This window comes from Nocardiopsis aegyptia, from assembly GCF_013410755.1.
Classification (GTDB): domain Bacteria; phylum Actinomycetota; class Actinomycetes; order Streptosporangiales; family Streptosporangiaceae; genus Nocardiopsis; species Nocardiopsis aegyptia.
Genome location: NZ_JACCFS010000001.1, coordinates 5,036,025 through 5,057,163, shown reverse-complemented (window position 1 = coordinate 5,057,163; position 21,139 = coordinate 5,036,025). Strand labels below are relative to the sequence as shown.

The following is a 21,139-nucleotide window of genomic DNA, read 5'->3' as shown; positions in this document are numbered from 1 at the left end:
TTGGGGCACAACCCCCAGCGTCGCGACCGCGGTGGGCGCCGCCCCGGGAGCGTGGGCGCGATGCGCACACCGCCCCGCGGAACCACCGCACCGGATGCCGGAAAGTACCAGGCCACAGCCGGTTTCACCACCCCGGCACACGGCCGGTCTCCCGCCCCGGGCGGCGTGCCGGAATGACCCCGTGTCAGCACATGTGCGCATTTGACGCTCTCAACAGGCGCAACAAGGATCAGGTGCGTCGATGCCGGCCCCACGTCCCGCGCCCCGCGGGCGCCGCCTCCCACCCGGCGTCGGCACCGAGAAGTTCCCAGTCCAGACGAGGTGTCCTGTGCCGTCCCTGTCCGAAGACCCCACCGTCCGCGCCCTCGGCGTCCCCAGCCGCCGCTCCCTCCTCAAGGCGTCGGCCGCCGGAGCGGCCGTGACACCGGTCCTCGCCGCCTGCGGCGGGGACGAGGAATCCGCGGGCTCCGGTGGCGGTGAGCCCCAGCGGGGCGGCCACCTGCGCGTCGGCGTCGCGGGCGGCGGCGCCAGCGACACCCTCGACGCGCACGACCCCACCGACAACGTCGACATCGCGCGCAACTACGCCCTGTACGCGTCGCTGATGCGCTACAGCAACGACGGCACCATCGAGCCGTACCTGGCCGAGTCCCTGGAGTCCAACGACGACGGCACCGAGTGGACCCTGGTCCTCAAGGAGGGCCTGACCTTCCACGACGAGTCGCCCGTGACCGCCGACTCCGTCGTCTTCTCGCTCCGGCGCATCATCGACCCGGAGAACCCGATGCGCGGCGCCGGCGACCTGGAGGGCGTCGACCACGAGGCCCTGGAGGTCGTCGACGAGCGCACGGTGGTCATCCACTGCACCGAGCCCCTGGTCACCCTGCCCGAGGCGCTCGCGGAGTACTACAACTGCGTGGTGCCCGAGGGCTACGACCCCGACGAGCCCGTCGGCTGCGGTCCGTTCCGCCTGACCGAGTTCGAGGTCGGCCGGTACAGCCTCATGGCGCGGCACGAGGGCTACCACGAGGAGGGCCTGCCCTACGTCGACGAGCTGGAGATCATCGACTTCCCCGAGGACGACGCCCGCGTCAACGCGCTGAGCAGCCAGAACGTCGACATCATCAGCCAGGTGCCGCACGCCCAGGTCGCCATCATCGAGGGCGACCCGTCGCTGTCGATCATGGAGTCCGAGACCGGCATGTGGCTCCCGTTCACCATGCGCGTCGACCAGGCCCCCTTCGACGACGTACGCGTGCGCCAGGCGTTCCGGCTCATCGTGGACCGCCAGGAGATGATCGACCAGGCGCTGTCCGGCTACGGGCAGATCGGCAACGACATGTACGCGCGGATGGACCCCTCCTACCCCGAGGACTTCGAGCAGCGGGACCAGGACCTGGACGAGGCCCGGCGCCTGCTGGACGAGGCGGGCCACGGCGACGGCCTGGAGGTCGAGCTGGTCACCAGCGACATCAGCGCCGGCGTGGTCGCCGCCGCCGAGGTCTTCAAGGAGCAGGCGACCGAGGCGGGCGTCACCGTCACCCTGCGCCGGGTCAACCCCAGCGACTACTGGAACCCGGAGGAGGGCTTCCCCTACGCCTTCGGCCAGGACTTCTGGAGCGCCCGCAACTACATCACCCAGACCGCGCAGGGCTCGGTCGTGGGCGCGCCCTACAACGAGACGATGTGGGGCGAGGACGAGGAGTGGGTCGAGCTCGTCGACCAGGCGCGCAGCACCTCCGACCTGGAGGAGCGCAACGAGATCATCCGGCAGGCGCAGCGGATCGAGTACGAGGAGGGCGGCTACATCGTCTGGGGCTTCGTGAACCTGATCGACGCCCACGCGACGAGCGTGCACGGGCTGGAGCCCGCGGTCTCCGGCCACCCCCTGGGCTCCTACGCCTTCCACCGGGTGTGGATGGACCAGTAGGGAGCGGTACCGCCGCCAGGGCGGGTGCCCCCGGCACCCGCCCCACTCCGACCGCAACCGAAAGCTCACCATGACTCGACTCATCGTCGTCCGGCTCCTCTTCGGCGCCCTGACGCTCTGGGCGGTGTCCCTCGTGGTCTTCGCCGCCACCCAGGCGCTGCCCGGTGACGCCGCCCAGCTCATCCTCGGGCGCGACGCGACGCCCGAACGCCTGGCCGTGCTGCGCGAACAGCTCAACCTGGGCGAGCCCGTGGCCGTGCAGTACATGCAGTGGCTCCAGGGCATCGTCCAGGGCGACCTCGGGACGTCGTTCTCCAACCGTCAGCCCGTCGCGGAGTACCTGGCCGCGCCCGTCCAGAGCTCGATGACCCTGATGGGGCTGGCCGCGCTTGTGGCCACCCCGGTCGCCCTGGCCGTCGGCGCCACGAGCGCGCTGCGCAGGGACCGGGCCTTCGACCACAGCTCGTCGATGGGGACGCTGGTCGTGGCGTCCATCCCCGAGTTCGTCGTCGGCATCCTGCTGATCCTGCTGCTCGGCCCCGGCGGGCTGGACCTGTTCCCGTCGGTGTACGCCCGCGAGGGCGGACCCGACCAGTGGATCCTGCCCGTCCTGACGCTCTCGCTGGCCGTGGCACCGCCGATCGTGCGCATGATGCGGGCGACGATGATCGAGGTCCTGGAGAGCGAGTACGTGCAGCAGGCACGGCTCAAGGGCATGAGCGAGCGCCTCGTGCTTTGGCGCCACGCCGCGCCCAACGCCATCGGCCCGGTCGCCCAGGTGGTCGCGCTGCAACTGGCGTGGCTGGCCGGCGGCGTGGTGGCGATCGAGTACCTGTTCAACTTCCCCGGCGTCGGCAAGGTGCTGATGGACGCCATCGCCAACCGCGACGTGCCGCTGATCCAGGCCGTCGTCCTCCTCATCGCCGGGATCTACATCCTCGTCAACCTGGTCGCCGACGTGATCGGTCTGGCGGCCAACCCGAAGGTGAGGGTCGCGAACCGATGAGTACGCCTTCGACGAAGACCGCCGGGCCCGCCGTCGCGCCGCCCCGGCGCCGCCCCGGGCTGTTCCGGACCGCGTGGCGGTTCGGCCGAACCAAGGTGGGCGTGGTCCTGACCGCCCTGGTCGTCCTGGTGGCCGTGGTGGGCCCCTTCGTGGCTCCGTACACGCCGACGGAGTTCGTGGCCAAGCCGTTCGAGACGGGGGTGGACGGCGCGCTGTTCGGCGGCGACAACCGCGGCAGGGACGTGCTCACGCGCTTCCTGTGGGGCGGGTGGACCCTGCTCCTGCTGGCGGGTGCCGCGGCCGGGATCGGCGTGGCCGCGGGCACCGTCGTCGGCATCGTCGCCGGCTACCAGGGCGGATGGCTGGACAACGCCCTGATGCGCGTCAACGACGTCCTGCTGGCCTTCCCGCAGCTCATCGCCGCCCTGCTGGTGATGTCGATCATCGGCCCCAAGGTGTGGCTGATCGTGGCCGTCATCGCGGTCTCGCACCTGCCGCGCGTGGCCCGCGTCATCCGCGAGGCCACCCGCAAGGTCATCGAGCAGGACTACGTCAAGGCCTCCGAGGCGATCGGCCTGCCGCGGTGGCGGATCATGGCCGTGGAGATCCTGCCGAACGTGACCAGCCCGCTGCTGGTGGAGCTGGGCCTGCGGCTGACCTACTCGATCGGCGTGGTGGCGGTCCTGGGCTTCCTCGGCATGGGTCTGCAGCCGCCGACGGCGGACTGGGGCCTGATGATCAACGAGAACCGTCAGGGCATGGCCGTGCAGCCGTGGGCCGTCGCGTTGCCCGTGACCGCGATCGCGGTCCTGACGATCGGCGCCAACCTCATCACCGACGGGCTCTCACGGGCCGCGATCGGCATCGACCGGGGGGTCGAGAAGTGACACAGGACAAGACGCCGAACGACACCACCGTGCTGGTGGTCGACGAACTCACCGTGATCGGGCGTCCCTCGGACGTGGAGATCATCAGCGGCGTGTCGGTCACGGTGCGGCGCGGTGAGATCCTCGGCCTGGTGGGCGAGTCCGGGTCGGGCAAGACGACGCTGGGGCTGTCCCTGCTGGCGCACTGCAAGCGGGCCACGGAGATCTCCGGCGGCCGCGTGGAGGTGGCGGGGGCCGATCTCGCGACCCTGTCCGAACAGGGCGTGCGCGCGCTGCGGGGGCGGGCGGTGGCCTACATCCCGCAGTCCCCCGCCTCGGCGCTCAACCCCGCGCTCAGGCTGCGCACACAGCTGCGCGAGGCCCTGCACGACGCCTCCCTGTCCGCGGCCGAGGTGGCCGCGCGGGTCAGCGAGGTCCTGCGCGAGGTCGCGCTGCCCGACGACGACGCCTTCCTGGCGCGCTACCCGCACCAGCTGTCCGGGGGCCAGCAGCAGCGCGTGGCGATCGCCATGGCCTTCATCGGCCGACCGGACGTGATCGTGCTCGACGAGCCGACCACGGGCCTGGACGTGACCACGCAGGCGCACGTGCTGGAGACCATCCGCCGGATGACCCGCGACTACGGGACGGCGGGCGTCTACATCAGCCACGACATGGCGGTGGTCGCGGGGCTGGCCGACGAGATCGCGGTCATGTACCAGGGTGAGCTGGTCGAGCGCGGGCGCACGTCGGAGGTCATGACGGCGCCGCGGCACGAGTACACGCGCCGGCTTCTGGGCGCCGTCCCCCTGCTGCGGACGGACCGGCGCCCGGAGCAGGCCGCAGCGGAGCAGGAGCCGCTGCTGCGCGTGCGCGGCCTGTCCGCCGGGTACGGGCGCACCACGGTGCTGGAGGACATCGACGTGTCGGTGTCGCGCGGGGAGTGCGTGGCGCTGCTGGGCGAGTCCGGGTCGGGCAAGACGACGCTGTCCCGGTCGGTCGTGGGCCTGCACCACCAGTTCTCCGGCGAGATGCTCTTCGACGGCGCGCGGCTGGCCACCGGCAGCTACCGGCGCACCCCCGAGCAGCGGCGGCGCGTGCAGTACGTGTTCCAGAACCCGTACGAGGCGCTGAACCCCCGCAAGCGCGTGCGCGACCAGATCCTGGGCCCCTACCGCCACCTGGTGGGACGGCCGCAGGACCCGGACGCCGTGGTGGCCGAGGCACTGGAGCGCGCCGCACTGTCGGCCTCCTACGCGGACCGCTTCCCCGAGCAGCTGAGCGGCGGTGAGCGCCAGCGGGTGTGCATCGCCCGCGCGGTGGCCACCAAGCCCGACCTGCTGGTGTGCGACGAGATCACCTCGGCCCTGGACGTGTCGGTGCAGGCCGAGATCGTCGCGCTGCTACGGAACCTGCAGGACGCGGGGATGGCGCTGCTGTTCGTCACCCACAACATCGCGCTGGTGTCCAACATCGCCGACCGCGTCGCGGTGCTCAACAAGGGCCGGATCGTGGAGTACGGGCCGGTCGGCGAGGTGATGTCGGCGCCCGAACACGAGTACACGCGTGCGCTCATCGCCGACACCCCGGTGTTCGCGGGCGCTTGACGCCGGGGCCTTCGTCGTCGACTTGCCTTGCTCGTTCCTCGCTTTGGCCCGATCAACCCCCTGGGGCACGGGTGGACGGGACCGCCCACCTTCGACCCCTGGGGGTTGCGGTGAGTGGACCGGCTCACCTTCACCCCGGAGGTCGCCGTAGGTGGAACCGCTCACCGCTCCCCCCGGGGGTCCTGCAACAGGGTGCGGATTCACCCTTCCGGGGGAACCGGTGGGCGGGGGCCCGGGCGGGCAGGGTCCTCTCGGGCGGGGGTCAGAAGAGGACGGACATGACCTCGCCGACCTGGCGGAAGCCCACGCGGTGGTAGGCGGCGCGCGCGGGGGTGTTGAAGTCGTTGACGTAGAGCGTCACGCGGGGGGCGACCTCGGCGAGCGCGTACTCGACCACCGCCGCCATGCCGGCGCTGGAGTGGCCCTGTCCGCGCAGGTCGGGGTGCACCCACACGCCCTGCACTTGGCAGGCGTGCGGTGTGACGGCGCCGATCTCGGCCTTGAACACGACGCGCCCGTCCTCGATGCGGGCGAAGGCGCGGCCGGTGCGGACCAGTTCCTCCACCCGGGCGCGGTACAGCGCGCCGCCGTCACCGGAGTCGGGCGGCACGCCGACCTCCTCGGTGAACATCGCCACGCAGGCCGGGACGAGGATGTTGAGCTCGGAGGGGCGTACGCGCCGCACGAGCGGGTCCGCGGCGACGTGGGGCGGGCCGTCGATCTCCAGGACCGGCTGGCTGTCGCGGATCGCCCTGGCGGGTCCCCAAGCCGGGGTGACCTGCCGCCAGAACTCGGCGACGGCCTCGACCGGGCCGACGATCGAGGAGCAGCGCCGGCCGCGCCAGCGGGCGTGGTCGGCGAAGCCGCGGATCGCGGCCGGTCCGGCGTTGACCGGGACCAGGTTGGCGCCGGAGTAGCACAGGGCGGTCAGACGGCCCCGGTCGACGTGGCCCCACACCTCGGTGCCGGTGGGACCGGCCGAGATTCCGGTCGCCATCAGCCGTGACGTGACGAAGACGTTTCCCACGGGATCGGTGTCCAGGAGCGCGTGGACGGCTTCGCGGTCCCGCTCTCCCAGGACCCGTACCGGCGAGGTCCGCAGCATCGCATCTCCCCCATCGTTCCGCCGACATCGCGGCGGCCGCCGGCGACGGCCGCACGCGCCTGTTCGCGCCGTTTCCAGCCTATTCGACCATCTCGGCGGAGTCCGAGGCGCGGTCGAGTCCGAAGGGCCCGATCCGCTGCAGGTCGGGCGTCGGCTCGCGCTGGGCCTCGCGCGGCCGGGGCTCGGGCCCCGCCTCGCAGGTGAGGTCGGCGCCCGGCCCCGCCTCGGGCAGTTCGCCCCGGAGCAGGTAGGCGGTGACCGCCTCGTCCACGCAGGTGTTGCCGGTCAGCGCGACGCCGTGGGTGCGGCCGCCGTCCTCGATGACCAGGGCCGATCCGGTCAGCCGCCGGTGCAGGGCGTGGGCCCCCTCGACCGGGGTCGCGCCGTCGCCGGTCGCGTGCACCACGAGCGCGTCGCCGGAGTAGGCGGGGCGCTCGTAGGGGGTGTCGCCGACCCCGAACCAGTCGTCGGCGGGCGCCGACCAGGTCGCGCAGGGGGCGTTGTACCAGGTGTTGTGCCAGGCCATGAAGGGTGCGTCCTCGTGGACGTCCTCGGTGTCCGAGCGCCAGGTGTCCCAGTCCTTGGGCCAGTGGGAGTCGGTGCACTGGACGGCGAGGTAGCCGGCGTAGCCGTTGTCGCTGCCGGCGTCGTCGCCGTAGGTCTCGTGCAGGTCCACGAGCGGAGCCGGGTCGTCGTCGTTCACCTGGGCCGACAGGGCCGAGGCGACGGCCGGCCAGGTGCGCCCGCTGTAGGCGACGACGATCGCCACCCCCTCCAGCTCGGTGGGTCCCACCGTGTCGGCGGCGGGTGCGGTGCCCAGGCGCTCGCGCAGCGCGTAGTAGGCGTCGGCGACCTCCTCCCGGGTGCCGCCGAGGCCGTAGGCGTCGTCGTGGCGGGCGACCCAGGCGAAGAAGGCGCCGGCGGCCCGGTCGAGGGCGCGGCTCTGGACGTGGTTGCTGTCGTACCAGGGGTGGTCCGGGTTCACCACGCTGTCCAGGACCAGGGCGCGCACGCGTTCGGGGTAGAGCGCGGAGTACACCGTGCCCAGGTAGGTGCCGTAGGAGTAGCCCAGGTAGTCGATGCGCTCCTCGCCCAGGGCGGCGCGGATGGCGTCCATGTCGTGGGCGGTGTCCTCCGTGCGCATGTGCTCCAGGATCGGGCCGCTGTTGTCGGCGCACGCCTGGGCGTGCGCCTCGGCCCGGTCGAGCAGGGCGGCCTCCTCGTCCGGCCCCGCGGGAACGGTGTCGGGGCGCACGGCGGTGAAGAAGTCGGGATCGCAGGCGACCGCCGGGTTGGAGGCGCCGACGCCGCGGGGGTCGAAGGAGACGACGTCGTAGACCTCGCGCAGTTCCTCGGACATGCGCCGGTGGGTGTGGGAGGCCCACATGCGGCCCGCGCTGCCGGGGCCGCCGGGGTTGACGAGCAGGGTGTGTTCGGCGGTCCCGGTGGCGGGGACCCGGGACAGGGCGAGGTCGACGGTCGCGTCCTGTCCACGCGCGCTCCCGCCGTCGTCCCCGCGGGCCATCGGGACGGTGAGGGTCGCGCACTCCAGCGTCTCGTCGCCCACGGGCCCGATGTCCTCGCACGGACTCCACTCCAGGGCCCTGAGGTCGACCCGCGTCGCCGGTGCCGCCTCCGCGGCCTGCGCGGGCAGGGCCGCCACCAGGGAGGCCAGGATCGCTCCGGTGGAGGCGGTGGCCCAGGTTCGTGCTCGCACTCGTCGACTCCCTCACGCGCGACTGGTTTCCCCCTGAATAGTTATCACCACGGAGAGTGACCATCGGCGGCGACACGAGGGTCTACCTCCCACTGCCCGGTAGCATGTGCCCTGGTCAGGTCGGAATTGAACGGAAGGTCGGTATGCGTCTGGATCGCGTCGATGAGCGGATCATCGCGATACTCGGCGCCGACGCGCGCATGAGCTTCGCCGACATCGGCGGCTCGGTCGGCCTGAGCCCGTCCGCGGTCAAGCGGCGGGTCGACCGCCTGGTGGAGTCCGGCGCGGTCCGCGGGTTCACCGTGGTGGTGGAGCCGCAGGCCATCGGGTGGACCACGGAGGCGTTCATCGAGCTGTACTGCCGCGCCCGCACCTCACCAGGTGAGATCCGCACCGGGCTGGCCTCCTACGCCGAGATCACCTCGGCGTGCACGGTCACCGGCGAGGCCGACGCCATCGTCCAGGTCCGGGCCCGCGACACGCACCACCTGGAGGAGGTCATCGAGCGCATCGGCGCCGAGCCCTTCGTGGTGCGCACCAAGAGCACGCTGGTCCTGTCCCGCCTGGTCGACCAGCCCATCCTCGCCGGAACCGCCGACCTGCCCTGACCCCGGACCGGCGCCGTGTCCGGGTCAGCGGCGCCGCGGCGCGGAGCTGAGCGCCCGCGAGATCCCCCGCGCGGCCGCCTGGACGAGCGGGGCCAGCGCGGCGGGCCGGGCCTCGTCCAGCCGCACCACCAGCGACACCGCGGCCACGACGGCGCCGTCCACGGCCCGGACCGGCGCGGCGACCGACAGCGCGTCGGTGGTCACCTGGCCCTCGCTCACCGCGTACCCGCGCCGGCGGATCTCGGCCAGGCGGGCCCGGAGCCGGACGGGGTCGGTCACGGTCAGCGGCGTGTAGGCGCGCAGCGGCCCGCGCAGCACCGCGTCCTGGACATCGACGGGCGCGTGCGCCAGCAGGACCAGCCCCACCCCGGTCGAGTGCAGGTCGAAGCGTCCGCCGACCCGGGTGAGGACGGGGATGGCGTGCCGCCCGGCGATGCGCTCCACGAACACCAGCTCGTGGCCCTCCCGGACCGCGAGCTGCACGTTCTCCCGGGTGACCTCGTACAGGTCCTCCAGGAAGGGCATGGCCGCCTCGCGCAGGCCCAGGCCGCGCGGGGCCAGCGACGCCACCTCCCACAACCGCAGCCCGACCCGGTAGCGGCCGTCGGCGTCGCGTTCCAGGGCGCCCCACTCCACGAGTTCGGCGGCCCGCCGGTGGGCCGTGGGCAGGGACAGCCCGGACCGGCGGGCCAGCTCGGTGAGCGTGAGCTCGGGGGTCGCGGGGGTGAAGGCGCCCAGCAGAGCGAGCACCTTGGCGGTGACCGTGCGGTGGTCGGGGCGCGCCCCGCCGTCGTCCGTCACGCGCGCCCCGTCGGTGTCCGCCACGCACGCCTCCTCCCGTCCGCCGCCCGCGACCCGCGTGTCCCCGGCCCGCCGGTGCCGCCGGCTCAGAGTTCGAGGACGAGGCGCGGCGTGTGCGCGCGGGACACGCAGATCATCATCATCTCCCCCGATGCCCGCTCCTCGTCGGTGAGCAGCGAGTCGCGGTGGTCGGGCACCCCGTCGAGCACGGGTGTCTCGCAGGTCCCGCAGGTGCCCTCGCGGCAGGAGGAGAGCACCTGGACACCGGCGTCCTCGACGGCCTCCAGCACGGAGCGGCCCTCGGGGACGTGCACCGTCACGCCCGTCTCGGCGAGCTCCACGTCGAACGCGCCACCGCCCGGGGCGGCCTCCCGCGGGGCGAACCGCTCGACCCGGAGCGTACCCGGCGGCCATCCCGCGGCGCGCTCCTCCACCGCCGCGATCAGGGGTTCGGGACCGCAACAGTAGACCAGGTCGCCCTCGCCGGGGTCGGCGGGCAGGGCGTCCAGGTCCAGCAGTCCCACCTCGTCCTGCGGGTGCAGCGCCACCCGGTCCCCGTACTCCCGGGCCAGGTCCGCCCCGAAGGCCATGGCGGCCCGGGTGCGCCCGCCGTAGAGCAGCCGCCAGTCGGCTCCGGCGGCGTGGGCCGCCCGGACCATGGGCAGCAGCGGGGTGATGCCGATGCCGCCGGCCACGAACACGTAGCGCCGCGCCGACAGGAGCGGGAAGGTGTTGCGCGGTCCGCGCAGGCGGACGGTGCTCCCCTCGGTCAACCGCTCGTGCACGAACCGCGAGCCGCCCCGGCCGTCGGGCACGTCCAGGACGGCCACGCGCAGGACGTCGCGGTCGGCCGGGTCGCCGCACAGCGAGTACTGGCGGACCAGGTCGGTTCCCAGCACCAGGTCGACGTGCGCCCCGGGTTCCCAGGGATCGAACGCGTCCCCGTCGACGCGGGTGAACGTCAGCCGCAGCACGCCGTCGGCGACGTTTTCCCTGCGGTCCAGCCGCGCGTCGAACTCCAGCTCGACGCGCGGCCCGGTGGTCACGGTCATCTTGTGCCCCTCCTCCTCCACGGCGGTCCCGTGACTGTTCAGCGGCCGGCCGGAACCGGCGTGCGCGGGTCCCGCGCGTCCTCGGCGGGGCCGGTCCCCGCCTCGTCGGCGGAGCCGGGCCGGTGCCCCTCGGGGTGGTCCAGCACCCACTCCCAGAGCACGACCGGGTCCTCGAAGAGCCGCTCGGCGCCGCAGTGGCACACCGCCCGCAGCTGGTCGGTGCCCAGCACCCAGTGGATGCGGACGATGCCGTCGCCCTGGAGCATCGGCCGGTTGCCCGCGGGACTCACGACCGCCCCCGCCCGGCCGCCGCGGTCGGCGCCGGGGACTCCTGCCCTCGGCCCTCGGCCGCCATGGCCCTGAGCATGCGGCGCGCGGCAAGACCGCCGGTGTCGATGTTGACCGACAGCTCCTGGTAGCCGTCGGCCTCCTGCTCGACCACCTTCTCCAGGAGGTCGAGGGCGACCACGTCCTGCAGGACGACGGTGCGGTTGTTCTCCCTCAGGAAGGCCGACACCTGGTCGTCGCCGAGGGCGAAGTCGCGGGCGACCGCCCAGAAGTCGTGGGTGCTGTGCTCGGTCTCGGGCGTGATGGCGTAGACGACCTCCACGTGGAAGGCGTCGGGGTCGGTGCCGTCCTCGTTCGGGAGCACGCCCACGGGGGCGATGCGGCTGTGCAGGAGGTACAGGCACGGCGGCCGGTACTCGATGTCCTGCCAGCGGGTGATGCGGCCCTCGATGCCGGTGGACTCGGCGTAGAAGGGCGGGCAGGCGGCGTCGGCCATGTGGCGGCTGACGTAGACCACGCGCTCGGCCTCGTCGACCTCGGTGGTGATGGGGGTCTCGGCCACCTCGGGGGTGCCGATGTAGCCGCCGTGCAGGTAGGTCTCGTGGGAGAGGTCGAGGAGGTTGTCGACGAGCAGGTCGTAGCGCGCGGCGAGCGGTTCCATGCCGCACACGACGGTGTAGGCCTCGTCGTCGAGCCAGGGGGCGCGGGGGATCGGGGTGGTCTCGGCCAGGTCCGGGTCGCCGATCCACACCCACACGAAGGAGTCCTGCTCGACGACCTTGTAGGCGGGGACACGGGCGGTGCGCGGGATCCGCTTCTGGCCCGGCACGGACACGCACGTGCCGAGCGTGTCGTAGGTGAAGCCGTGGTAGCCGCAGACGACGCGGTCACCGTCCAGCCGGCTCTCGGAGAGGGGGTAGCGGCGGTGGACGCAGCGGTCGGCGAGGGCGACGACCTCACCGGCCTCCGTGCGGTAGAACACGATCGGTTCACCGAGGATCGTACGCGCGAACAGCGCGCGGCCGATCTCGGTCCCGTACGCGGCGACGTACCACTGGTTGCGAACGAACTCCGTCATGTGCGCGGCCTCCTGCGTCGGTGGGCGGCCACGGGGGGCGCGGGGGACGGCGCACCGCCGCGAACGACGGTGTCGGGTCGCCGGGATCGCACGTTCCGCGCTCCGTGGCCTCGGTCACCATGCTGTGTGACCCGCGACCGTCCGCGCAGTACGACTTTCACTGGGTGAAAGCCTTCCGGAACGCGTCGGCCCCGGCCGCGCTGGGCGCGGCCGGGGCCGGGAGGAAGGCGGTCCGGCCGGAGGTCCGGGCGAAGGCGCTCGGACGCGGTCCCGTTCCCGCGGGGCCTCAGTCCTCGGGCAGGGCGAGCGGGGCGAGTTCGTCGAAGACGTCGCCCGGCCCCGGGTTGGCCGGGTCGGTCGCGCCGCCGAAGTGGTCGACCACGCCCCACACGGCGTTGAGGGCGGTCTGTACGGCGCCCTCGGCCCAGCCGGCGGTCCAGGACACGTCGTCCCCGGCCAGGAACAGGCCGCGGTGGCGCTCGGCCAGGCCGTCCTGCTTGAAGTGCGTGAACAGGCGGCGCTGGTACCGGTAGTGGCCGGGCAGGTTGGCCTTGAACGCGCCCATGAAGTAGGGCTCGTCCTCCCACGACACCGTCACGGGGTCACCGGTGATGTGCGACCGGATGTCCACGTTCGGGTAGATCTTGCCGAGGGAGGAGAGCATGACCTCCAGTCGCTCGTTGGCCGACAGCGGCAGCCACTTGAGCGAGTCGTCGCACCAGGTGTAGGACATGCAGATCGCGGCCGGGCCGTCGGGGTCCTCGCCCTCCAACAGGTAGGTGCCCCGGGTCATGCGGTCGGTGAGCGTCATGCTCATGACGTCGCGGCCGGTCTCCGGGTCCCGGTCCCGCCAGAACGCGCGGTCCACCGGCACGAACAGCTTCGAGGACTCCATGTAGTGGGTGCGCTCGATCGCCGTCCAGTGGTCGATGGGCAGCAGGTCCTCGTCGCAGTCGATCTTGGACAGCAGCATCCAGCTCTGCGCGGTGAACACGGCCGCGGCGTAGGTACGGGTCGAGCCCGAGGCGTCGGTGACGGTGATGTTGCCCGACGGGGAGCCCTTGGCGGCGGTGCGGCGCAGCGCCGTCACGGCCGGGCGGGGTCCGCCCTCGTGCAGGGAGGCCAGGGTCGTGCCCTGCGCCCAGTGCACGAGCTTGTCGGGGGCGTCCTCCCACAGGCGCAGCGGCAACTGCTGGACGCCGCCGACGATGCTCATGTGGTCGTCGTCGGCACCGGTGTAGGTGACACGCAGGATCTCCAGGATGGAGTTGGGGAAGTCGGTGTCCCAGCCGCCGGTCCCGAAACCGACCTGGCCGAAGATCTCCCGGTGACGGAAGGAGGCGAAGGCCGGGGAGTCGCAGAGGAAGCCGTAGAAGGTCTGGTTGTCGAGCTTGGCGACCAGCTCGTTCCAGATCTCCTTCTGCGTGGCTACGTCGCGCTCGCGGATGGCCCGCTGCATGCGGGTGTGCTGGGCGCCGTCCTCCAGGGTGCGCTCCCAGGCGCGCGCGACCTCGCGGTAGACCTCGGGCAGGTCGTCCAGAGCGGTGGCGTAGTGCGCCTGTCCCTTGAGGTCGACGACGGTGCTCGGCGTGACCGGGGAGAGCGGGTTGGGGAAGCCGACCGTCTCCAGTCCGACCCGGTCCACGTAGTGCCAGAAGGAGGTGGACGACGGCGGGAAGCGCATGGCGCCCATCTCGGCGACGACGTCGTCGGGGCAGTGGTCGAGCTTCTCCGTCCGCAGTCGGCCGCCGATCCGGTCGGCCTCGTACACGACCGGCTTCAGGCCCATCTTCATCAGCTCGTAGGCCGTGATGATGCCGGACAGTCCGCCGCCGATGACGGCGACCTCGGTCCCGTGGCTCGCGGCGGGGACCTGGCCGAGCCCCGCGGGGTGGGCCAGGTAGTCGTCGTAGGCGAACGGGAAGTCCGGTCCGCACATGTTCAGCGGTGTGTCCTGTGCGGGCGTGGCACCGGCGGCCGTGGGCACGGCAGACGTCATCAGGCCCCTCCTTCGCATGGGTGTCGGCGAGCGGTTGGCTCGGTCGGCCGGCCGGGGCCGGCGGTTCGGGAATGGTGGTGCGGCTCAGCCGGTGAACCGGGTGTAGAGCTCCGGGCGACGGTCGGCCAGATAGGACTGGTCCCGCCGGGCCCGGGTGAGCGCGTCCGGGTCGACGTCGCCGACGAGCAGCTCCTCGTCGGGTCCCGCCCGCAGCGTGTCGGTGCCGTCCGGCGCGACCAGGGCGCTCAGCCCCGCGTACCGCAGGTCGCCCTCGGTGTCGCAGCGGTTCACGTAGGCCAGGTGGATCTGGTTCTCCAGGGCGCGGACCGGCACGACGCGGGTGGGCACGTCGGTGTAGGGGCGCATGAGGGCCGTGGGCACGACGAGCAGTTCGGTGCCGGCCAGGGCGTGCGCCCGCACGGGCTCGGGGAACTCCACGTCGTAGCAGACCAGCAGGCCCAGGCGCAGTCCGCCGAGCTCCACCTGGACGACGGGCTCGGAGCCGGCGGTGAACGCGGACCGGTCCAGGTCGCCGAACAGGTGGGCCTTGCGGTAGGCGGCACGGGGCGTGCCGTCGGCTCCGACGAGCTGGACAGTGTTGTACACGGTGCCGTCGGCGCGCTCGGGGAAGCCGTACACGACGGCGATCCCGGCGTCGGCCGCAATGGCGGCGACCGCGGAGCACAGGGGCCCGTCGGCGGATTCGGCCAGGCGGGCGGTGTCGGCGCCGATGTTGTAGCCGGTCATCGACATCTCCGGGCCGACGAGCAGGTCGGCTCCGGCGGCGGCCGCGGTCGCGGCACGGTCGGCCAGACGGGCGAGGGCGGCGGCGGTGTCGCCGCTGGGTGCGGTCCCCTGGTCCAGGGCCACGCGCAGGGTCCGGTCGCTCACCGTGTCACCTCCGGTCGTCGGTCGCTGCTCGGCCGCATCCACTCTAGGGGCGAATGTCCGCTTTTTCAGTGCGCCGAATCGTGGATACGTTGCGTATTCAGCGCAGAGTGCCCGTATTCTTTGCGTCATTTCGCGTGTTGACGCGTGATCTGTGTTCCAGGCCACGACGGGCGGCGCGGCGGAGGGGCCGAGGGCTCGCCCCCGACCCCTCCGGGGCGTTCACCGTGCGCGGGGCGCGGCCGTCAGGAGCGGACCTCGACGGTGTCCTCGTGCTCCAGGGCCGAGCGGCGCATGCTGTAGGAGAAGTAGATGACCAGGCCGACCGCGAGCCAGGCGAGGAAGGCGACCCACACGCTCAGCGCCATGCTGAACATCAGGTAGGCGCAGGACAGCACGCCCAGGACCGGCGTGACCGGCGCGCCCGGCATGCGGAAGGCGCGCTTGAGGTCGGGGCGCGACCGGCGCAGCACCAGCACGGCCACGTTCACCAGGGCGAACGCGAACAGGGTGCCGATCGCGGTGGCGTCGGCGAGCGGGCCCAGCGGGATGAGCGCAGCCAGCAGTGCGATGAGCACCGACGTGATGATCGTGTTGGCGCGCGGGGTGCCCTTGGCGTCCAGGGTGGAGAACGCCTTGGGGATGAGCCCGTCGCGCGACATCGCGTAGAGGATGCGCGTCTGGCTGTACAGGACCACCAGGACGACGCTGGCCAGGGCGAGCACGGCGCCGGCCGCGAAGATGACCGCCCAGACCGTGGTGCCGGTGACCGCGGTGAGGATCCCGGCGAGCGAGGTCTCCCCGTCGGCGAAGTCGGCCCAGTTGAGCGCGCCGACGGCGGTGAAGGCCACCAGGCAGTACAGCGCGGTGACCAGGATCATCGAGAACATGATCGCGCGCGGCAGGTCGCGCTGGGGGTTCTTGGCCTCCTCGCTCGCCGTGGAGGCCGAGTCGAAGCCGATGTAGGAGAAGAAGAGGGTGGCGCCGGCGGCGCTGACGCCCGCCATGCCCATCGGCATGAACGGCGCGAAGTTGCCGTCCTGGACGGCGGTGACCGCGATGGCCACGAACATGACCAGGATGGCGATCTTGATCGCGACCATGACCGCGTTGACGCGGCTGCTCTCGCGCACCCCGACGAGCAGGGCGAACATCGACAGCAGGACCACGATGGCGGCGGGGACGTTGATCAGTCCGCCTTCGAGCGGACCGGCGAGCATCGCCGCGGGCATCGACAGGCCGGTCGTGAGGTGCAGGAGCTCGTTGATGTACTGCCCCCAGCCCACGCCGACGGCGGCGACGGAGACGCCGTAGGTGAGCATCAGACACCAGCCGCACACCCAGGCCATGAACTCGCCCATGGTGGCGTAGGAGTACGAGTAGGCCGAGCCGGAGGCGGGGATCATCCCGGCCATCTCGGCGTAGGCCAGGGCGGAGAACAGCGCGGTCACACCGGCGAGCACGAAGGCCAGGACGACGGCGGGACCCGCGACCGGCACCGCCTCCCCCAGGACGACGAAGATGCCGGTGCCGAGGGTGGCGCCGATCCCGATCATGGCGAGCTGCCAGAAGCCCATGTGGCGCCGGAGTCCGGCGCCCTCGGCGCCCTGGGTCTCCGCCACCAGCTTCTCGACGGGCTTGCGTCTGGTCAGTCGTTCCCTCAGCGCGGGCGCACCGCCCGAGCGCGTGGGGGCGTTGGCTCCCACGGGGGTCTGCTGGTCGACCACGTGTCACTCCTCGACGTTCCTGCGTGCGGGCACACCGAAAACCAGGCAGGACACAGTGGTCCCCTGGAATGGTGAGAGGGGGGTGGGGCGTCCGTTCCGTGCCGGTCTCGGCCGGAACGTGCCCTAGGCAACATTAGCCGTGTAACCCGCGTAACATGACCCACATTCATTGCGTTTGTCCGGCCGAAAATCCAGAATCCGTGCGGCACGGCGCAACAAAACGCACGATGGCGTGATGCATGTCACCCAAAATCACGCAGCGTGTTTAGACCCACGTGACCTGCGGTTTCACCAACGTTGGCGTAACGCCCCCCTGCCCGTGGACAGTCCCGTCCGGCCGAGGGGTGAGGGGGACCACAGGGCCGTGACACGAGAAGACCCGCCCCGCCTCTCGGTGGAGGGGGACGGGTCGGGAACGGGCGGGCGGGCGGCGGGCGGGCATGACGCGCGTCGGGCGGCGACCGGCCGGCGCCCGTGGCGCGCGTCGGGTCAGCCGGCCACGGCCACGGTGGGCTCACCGGGCTCGACACCGGACTCGCCCATCTCCTCGGCGATGCGCATGGCCTCCTCGATGAGGGTCTCCACGATCTTGGACTCGGGGACGGTCTTGATGACCTCGCCCTTGACGAAGATCTGGCCCTTGCCGTTGCCGGAGGCCACGCCCAGGTCGGCCTCGCGGGCCTCGCCCGGGCCGTTCACCACACAGCCCATGACGGCCACGCGCAGCGGCACCTCCATGCCCTCCAGGCCGGCGGTGACCTCCTCGGCCAGCGTGTAGACGTCCACCTGCGCCCGGCCGCAGCTGGGGCAGGAGACGATCTCCAGGCCGCGTTCCCGCAGGCCCAGGGACTCCAGGATCTGGGCGCCCACCTTGACCTCCTCGGCCGGCGGGGCCGACAGGGAGACGCGGATGGTGTCGCCGATGCCCTCGGACAGCAGGGCGCCGAAGGCCACGGCCGACTTGATCGTGCCCTGGAAGGCGGGGCCCGCCTCGGTGACGCCCAGGTGCAGCGGGTAGTCGCAGGCCTCGGCGAGCTGCCGGTAGGCGTTGACCATCACCACGGGGTCGTTGTGCTTGACCGAGATCTTGATGTCGCGGAAGTCGTGCTCCTCGAACAGCGAGCACTCCCACAGCGCCGACTCCACCATCGCCTCGGGCGTGGCCTTGCCGTACTTGGCGAGCAGCCGCTTGTCGAGCGAGCCGGCGTTGACGCCGATCCGGATCGGGGTCCCGGTGTCCTTGGCGGCCCGGGCGATCTCGGCGACCTTGTCGTCGAACTTCTTGATGTTGCCCGGGTTCACCCGCACCGCCGCGCAACCGGCCTCGATCGCCGCGAACACGTACTTGGGCTGGAAGTGGATGTCGGCGATGACCGGGATCTGCGACTTCTTGGCGATGATCGGCAGTGCGTCGGCGTCGTCGTTGGTGGGCACGGCCACCCGGACGATCTGGCAGCCCGAAGCGGTGAGTTCGGCGATCTGCTGGAGCGTCGCGTTGATGTCGGAGGTCCGGGTGGTGGTCATCGACTGCACCGAGACCGGGGCGTCCCCGCCGACGGGGACGTTTCCCACCATGATCTGCCGGGAGCGCCGACGGGTCGCCAAGGGGCGCGGCGGAGCGGTGGGAATGCCGAGATCGATGGACACGCTTGATTCACCTCGTCTACCGCCGGAGGGGGGCGGCACTTGAAATCTTCCGATAGAGGGCGCCTGGCGCAGCGCGCGGTGTCGCGTCCGAGTGTGCGCACGGCCGACCGGCGCAGCCGGCGGCCCGGGCCGCACCGCCGTTCCCGGATCGCGACCTCAAGGTTACCTGCACCGACGGGGCCGACCGGCAGGTCCGCCGAAGTCGTCCCGCCGGTTTCCCCGCCGTTAACCGAACAGTCTGACCGGGTTGACCACGTCGGCGATCAACAGCAGCACGCTGAAGACGAGGAAGCACGCGACCACGACGTAGGCCACCGGTGTCAGCAGCGCCACGTCCACCGGCCCCGGGTCGGGCCGCTTGGTCAGTCTCGCCCAGCCGCGCTTGATCCACTCCCAGATCGCGCCGGCCATGTGCCCGCCGTCCAGCGGCAGGATCGGCAGCATGTTGAAGGCGAACAGGAAGAGGTTGACCCCGGCCAGGATCTGGATCATCAGTGCCGCGGTGTCGGCGACCGGCAGGCCCTGCGACATGATCTCGCCGCCGATGCGGGAGATGCCGACGATGCCCACCGGGGAGTCCTGCGTGCGCTGCTCGCCCAGGAAAGCGGCGGCGAACACCTCCGGAACCCGGCTGGGCAGGTTGATGAGGGCCTCGCCGACGGCGACGAGCATGCTCCCCATCTCCGCCGCGGACTCGCCCAGGGTGAGCGGCGCCCGCTCGTTGAGGAAGATGATGCCGAGGAAGCCCACCGTCTCGGTCCGGTAGACGGCGAAGCCCTCGTCGTCGTAGACCCGTTCGCCGTCGGCGTCGGTCTCATAGAGGATCTCGCCCTCGGCGTCGCGTGCGGGCAGCTCGTTCTCGATGATGTCGACGTCGAGGGCGAGCCGCTCGCCGTCACGCTCGACGACGACCTCGGTGCTGCCCAGCGACTGCCGGATCTGCTGGTTGGCGGAGTTCCAGTCGGGCGTGGGCTCCCCGTCCACGGAGACGATGACGTCGCCCGGCTCCAGGCCGGCCTCCGCCGCCGGGGTCGGCGGCAGGTCCTCGCAGTCGGCGACGGAACTGCCCACGGGCGCCACGCACTCGTTGACCGCGCCGATGGTGGTGGTGCTCTGCGGGACGCCGATGCCCATGAACAGCACGCCGAGCAGGATCGCGGCCAGCACGACGTTCATCGCCGGTCCGGCGAACATGACGATCAGCCGCTTCCACGGCGCCCGCTGGTAGAACTGGCGGTCCTGGTCCTCCGGCGCCAGTTCGACGTAGGAGGCCTCACGGGCGTCTTCGGCCATCGCCCGCCAGCGGGAGAGCTTGCGCCCGTCGTCGGCGGTCCTGCGTGCCGGGGGCAGCATGCCGACCATGCGCACGAAGCCGCCGAGGGGGACGAGCTTGACGCCGTACTCGGTCTCCCCGCGGCGGACGGACCAGAGGGTCTTGCCGAAACCGACCATGTACTCGGTGCACTTGATGCCGAACATCTTGGCCGTGGAGAGGTGGCCGAGTTCGTGCCAGGCGATCGAGAACAGCAGTCCCAGTACGAACAGGATGATCCCGATCACGGTCATCGCCAGGACCATGCATCTCTCCTCAAGCCGGTTGGGGACCTAACCCGCGAGCAGCTCGTGTGCGCGGGCCCGGGCCCAGCTGTCAGCGTCGTACACGTCGCCGAGGGTCAGCTCCGAGGGCGACGGCCCCCGTTGCCCCGCCCGCTGATGATCCGAGACTACCCGTGCCACGGTGTCCATGATGGCCGGGAACGCGAGGTTTCCCTTGAGGAAGGCGTCGACCGCCTCCTCGTTGGCGGCGTTGTAGACCGCGGGTGCGGTCCCGCCCTCCGCGCCGACCTCGCAGGCGAGCCGGACCGCGGGGAAGGCCTCGTGGTCCAGCGGTTCGAAGGTCCAGCTCTGGGCCGTGGTCCAGTCCAGGCCGGGAGCGGCGCCGGGGACCCGGTCGGGGGCGCCCAGGCCGTAGGCGATCGGGATCATCATGCTGGGCGGGCTGGCCTTGGCGATGGTGGAACCGTCGACGTACTCCACCATCGAGTGGACGATGGACTGCGGGTGCACGACGACGTCGATGCGGTCCAGGGGCATGTCGAACAGCAGGTGGGCCTCGATGACCTCCAGGCCCTTGTTGACCAGGGTCGCGGAGTTGACCGTGATGACCGGGCCCATGCTCCAGGTGGGATGCCGCAGGGCGTCCTCGGGGGTGACGTCGGCCAGGTCCTGCCGGGTGCGGCCGCGGAAGGGCCCGCCGCTGGCGGTGACGACCAGGCGGCGCACCTCGTCGCGGCGGGCGTGCACGTGGCCCTGGGCGAGGCTGCCCAGCTCGCCCTCGGGCAGGTGGGGGAAGCACTGGGCCAGGGCGAAGTGCTCGGAGTCGACCGGGACGATCTGGCCGGGCGCGGCCAGTTCGCGCACCAGCGGACCGCCGATGATGAGGGACTCCTTGTTGGCCAGCGCGAGCCGGCGGCCGGCCCGCAGGGCGGCGAGGGTGGACTCCAGGCCCAGCGCCCCGGTGATGCCGTTGAGGACGACGTCGCACGGGGATCCGGCGAGCTCGGCGACGCCCTCGGCCCCGGCGAGGACGGTGGCCCCGCTGCCGTGGACCGCGAGCGCTGCGGCGAGTTCGGCCGCGCGCTCGGGGTCGGCGACCGCGACGGTCCCGACGCCGAGCTCGGCCGCCTGCTTGGCGAGCAGGTCCACCCGGCCGCCCCCCGCGGCGAGCCCGACGACCCGGAAGCGCCCCGGATTGCGCTGGACGATGTCGACGGCCTGGGTCCCGATGGATCCGGTGGAGCCGAGGATCACTACTGTTCG

At 72.1% G+C, this 21,139-nt stretch carries 17 protein-coding genes; 5 read left to right on the top strand and 12 right to left on the bottom strand.

Annotated features, from left to right (window positions below; genetic code table 11):
- Positions 1 to 328 precede the first annotated feature (328 nt).
- The 4 genes from HNR10_RS22570 to HNR10_RS22555 all read left to right on the top strand — a co-directional run bounded on the left by HNR10_RS22570 (position 329) and on the right by HNR10_RS22555 (position 5,409).
- Positions 329 to 1,930, top strand: coding sequence for an ABC transporter substrate-binding protein (locus HNR10_RS22570; RefSeq protein ID WP_312889381.1), 1,602 nt, complete (start codon positions 329 to 331; stop codon positions 1,928 to 1,930).
- A gap of 70 nt (positions 1,931 to 2,000) precedes the next feature.
- A complete protein-coding gene (locus tag HNR10_RS22565; RefSeq protein ID WP_179826679.1) occupies positions 2,001 to 2,936 on the top strand; it encodes an ABC transporter permease in 936 nt (311 codons plus the stop codon).
- Complete coding sequence (locus tag HNR10_RS22560; protein ID WP_179826677.1) at positions 2,933 to 3,823, top strand: ABC transporter permease; 891 nt, start codon at positions 2,933 to 2,935, stop codon at positions 3,821 to 3,823. Before HNR10_RS22565 ends, HNR10_RS22560 begins: the two co-directional genes overlap by 4 nt.
- The gene (locus HNR10_RS22555) at positions 3,820 to 5,409 is read left to right on the top strand and encodes an ABC transporter ATP-binding protein (protein WP_179826675.1); all 1,590 of its coding nucleotides are present in this window, start codon (positions 3,820 to 3,822) and stop codon (positions 5,407 to 5,409) included. The genes HNR10_RS22560 and HNR10_RS22555 overlap by 4 nt, the downstream gene beginning before the upstream one ends.
- A 262-nt stretch (positions 5,410 to 5,671) precedes the next feature.
- Here the strand turns inward: HNR10_RS22555 and HNR10_RS22550 are convergent, their stop codons facing one another.
- Together HNR10_RS22550 and HNR10_RS22545 are read right to left on the bottom strand one after the other, a co-directional pair.
- On the bottom strand, positions 5,672 to 6,514 hold the full coding sequence (locus HNR10_RS22550; RefSeq protein ID WP_179826673.1) for a GNAT family N-acetyltransferase: 843 nt from the start codon (positions 6,512 to 6,514) through the stop codon (positions 5,672 to 5,674).
- Between the two features lie 79 nt (positions 6,515 to 6,593).
- On the bottom strand, positions 6,594 to 8,231 hold the full coding sequence (locus HNR10_RS22545) for an alpha/beta hydrolase (RefSeq protein WP_179826671.1): 1,638 nt from the start codon (positions 8,229 to 8,231) through the stop codon (positions 6,594 to 6,596).
- 143 nt (positions 8,232 to 8,374) lie between these two features.
- On the opposite strand from HNR10_RS22545, the gene HNR10_RS22540 reads away from it, so the two are divergent.
- Positions 8,375 to 8,839, top strand: a complete 465-nt coding sequence (locus HNR10_RS22540) for an Lrp/AsnC family transcriptional regulator (RefSeq protein ID WP_179826669.1) — start codon at positions 8,375 to 8,377, stop codon at positions 8,837 to 8,839.
- A gap of 24 nt (positions 8,840 to 8,863) precedes the next feature.
- Here HNR10_RS22540 and HNR10_RS22535 read toward each other — a convergent pair whose 3' ends face one another.
- The 10 genes from HNR10_RS22535 to dxr form a co-directional block, all read right to left on the bottom strand.
- Positions 8,864 to 9,664, bottom strand: coding sequence for an IclR family transcriptional regulator (locus tag HNR10_RS22535; RefSeq protein ID WP_312889380.1), 801 nt, complete (start codon positions 9,662 to 9,664; stop codon positions 8,864 to 8,866).
- Between the two features lie 62 nt (positions 9,665 to 9,726).
- A complete protein-coding gene (locus tag HNR10_RS22530) occupies positions 9,727 to 10,692 on the bottom strand; it encodes a PDR/VanB family oxidoreductase (RefSeq protein ID WP_179826667.1) in 966 nt (321 codons plus the stop codon).
- Positions 10,693 to 10,730: 38 nt separating this feature from the next.
- A complete protein-coding gene (locus HNR10_RS22525) occupies positions 10,731 to 10,982 on the bottom strand; it encodes a hypothetical protein (RefSeq protein ID WP_218897942.1) in 252 nt (83 codons plus the stop codon).
- On the bottom strand, positions 10,979 to 12,058 hold the full coding sequence (locus tag HNR10_RS22520) for an aromatic ring-hydroxylating dioxygenase subunit alpha (protein WP_179826665.1): 1,080 nt from the start codon (positions 12,056 to 12,058) through the stop codon (positions 10,979 to 10,981). Before HNR10_RS22520 ends, HNR10_RS22525 begins: the two co-directional genes overlap by 4 nt.
- A 286-nt stretch (positions 12,059 to 12,344) precedes the next feature.
- Positions 12,345 to 14,057, bottom strand: a complete 1,713-nt coding sequence (locus tag HNR10_RS22515) for a flavin monoamine oxidase family protein (RefSeq protein WP_179826663.1) — start codon at positions 14,055 to 14,057, stop codon at positions 12,345 to 12,347.
- An 84-nt stretch (positions 14,058 to 14,141) separates the two neighbouring features.
- Positions 14,142 to 14,948 (bottom strand): carbon-nitrogen hydrolase family protein, encoded by an 807-nt coding sequence (locus HNR10_RS22510; protein ID WP_312889379.1) that lies wholly within the window; start codon positions 14,946 to 14,948, stop codon positions 14,142 to 14,144.
- A 242-nt stretch (positions 14,949 to 15,190) separates the two neighbouring features.
- Positions 15,191 to 16,672 (bottom strand): amino acid permease, encoded by a 1,482-nt coding sequence (locus HNR10_RS22505; protein ID WP_179826659.1) that lies wholly within the window; start codon positions 16,670 to 16,672, stop codon positions 15,191 to 15,193.
- Positions 16,673 to 17,161: 489 nt separating this feature from the next.
- On the bottom strand, positions 17,162 to 18,319 hold the full coding sequence (gene ispG, locus HNR10_RS22500) for a flavodoxin-dependent (E)-4-hydroxy-3-methylbut-2-enyl-diphosphate synthase (protein WP_179826657.1): 1,158 nt from the start codon (positions 18,317 to 18,319) through the stop codon (positions 17,162 to 17,164).
- A gap of 225 nt (positions 18,320 to 18,544) precedes the next feature.
- Positions 18,545 to 19,897: a M50 family metallopeptidase gene (locus HNR10_RS22495; protein ID WP_179826655.1), complete on the bottom strand. Its 1,353-nt coding sequence runs from the start codon at positions 19,895 to 19,897 to the stop codon at positions 18,545 to 18,547.
- Positions 19,898 to 19,924: 27 nt separating this feature from the next.
- Positions 19,925 to 21,130 (bottom strand): 1-deoxy-D-xylulose-5-phosphate reductoisomerase, encoded by a 1,206-nt coding sequence (gene dxr / locus HNR10_RS22490; protein WP_312889515.1) that lies wholly within the window; start codon positions 21,128 to 21,130, stop codon positions 19,925 to 19,927.
- Positions 21,131 to 21,139: the final 9 nt, after the last annotated feature.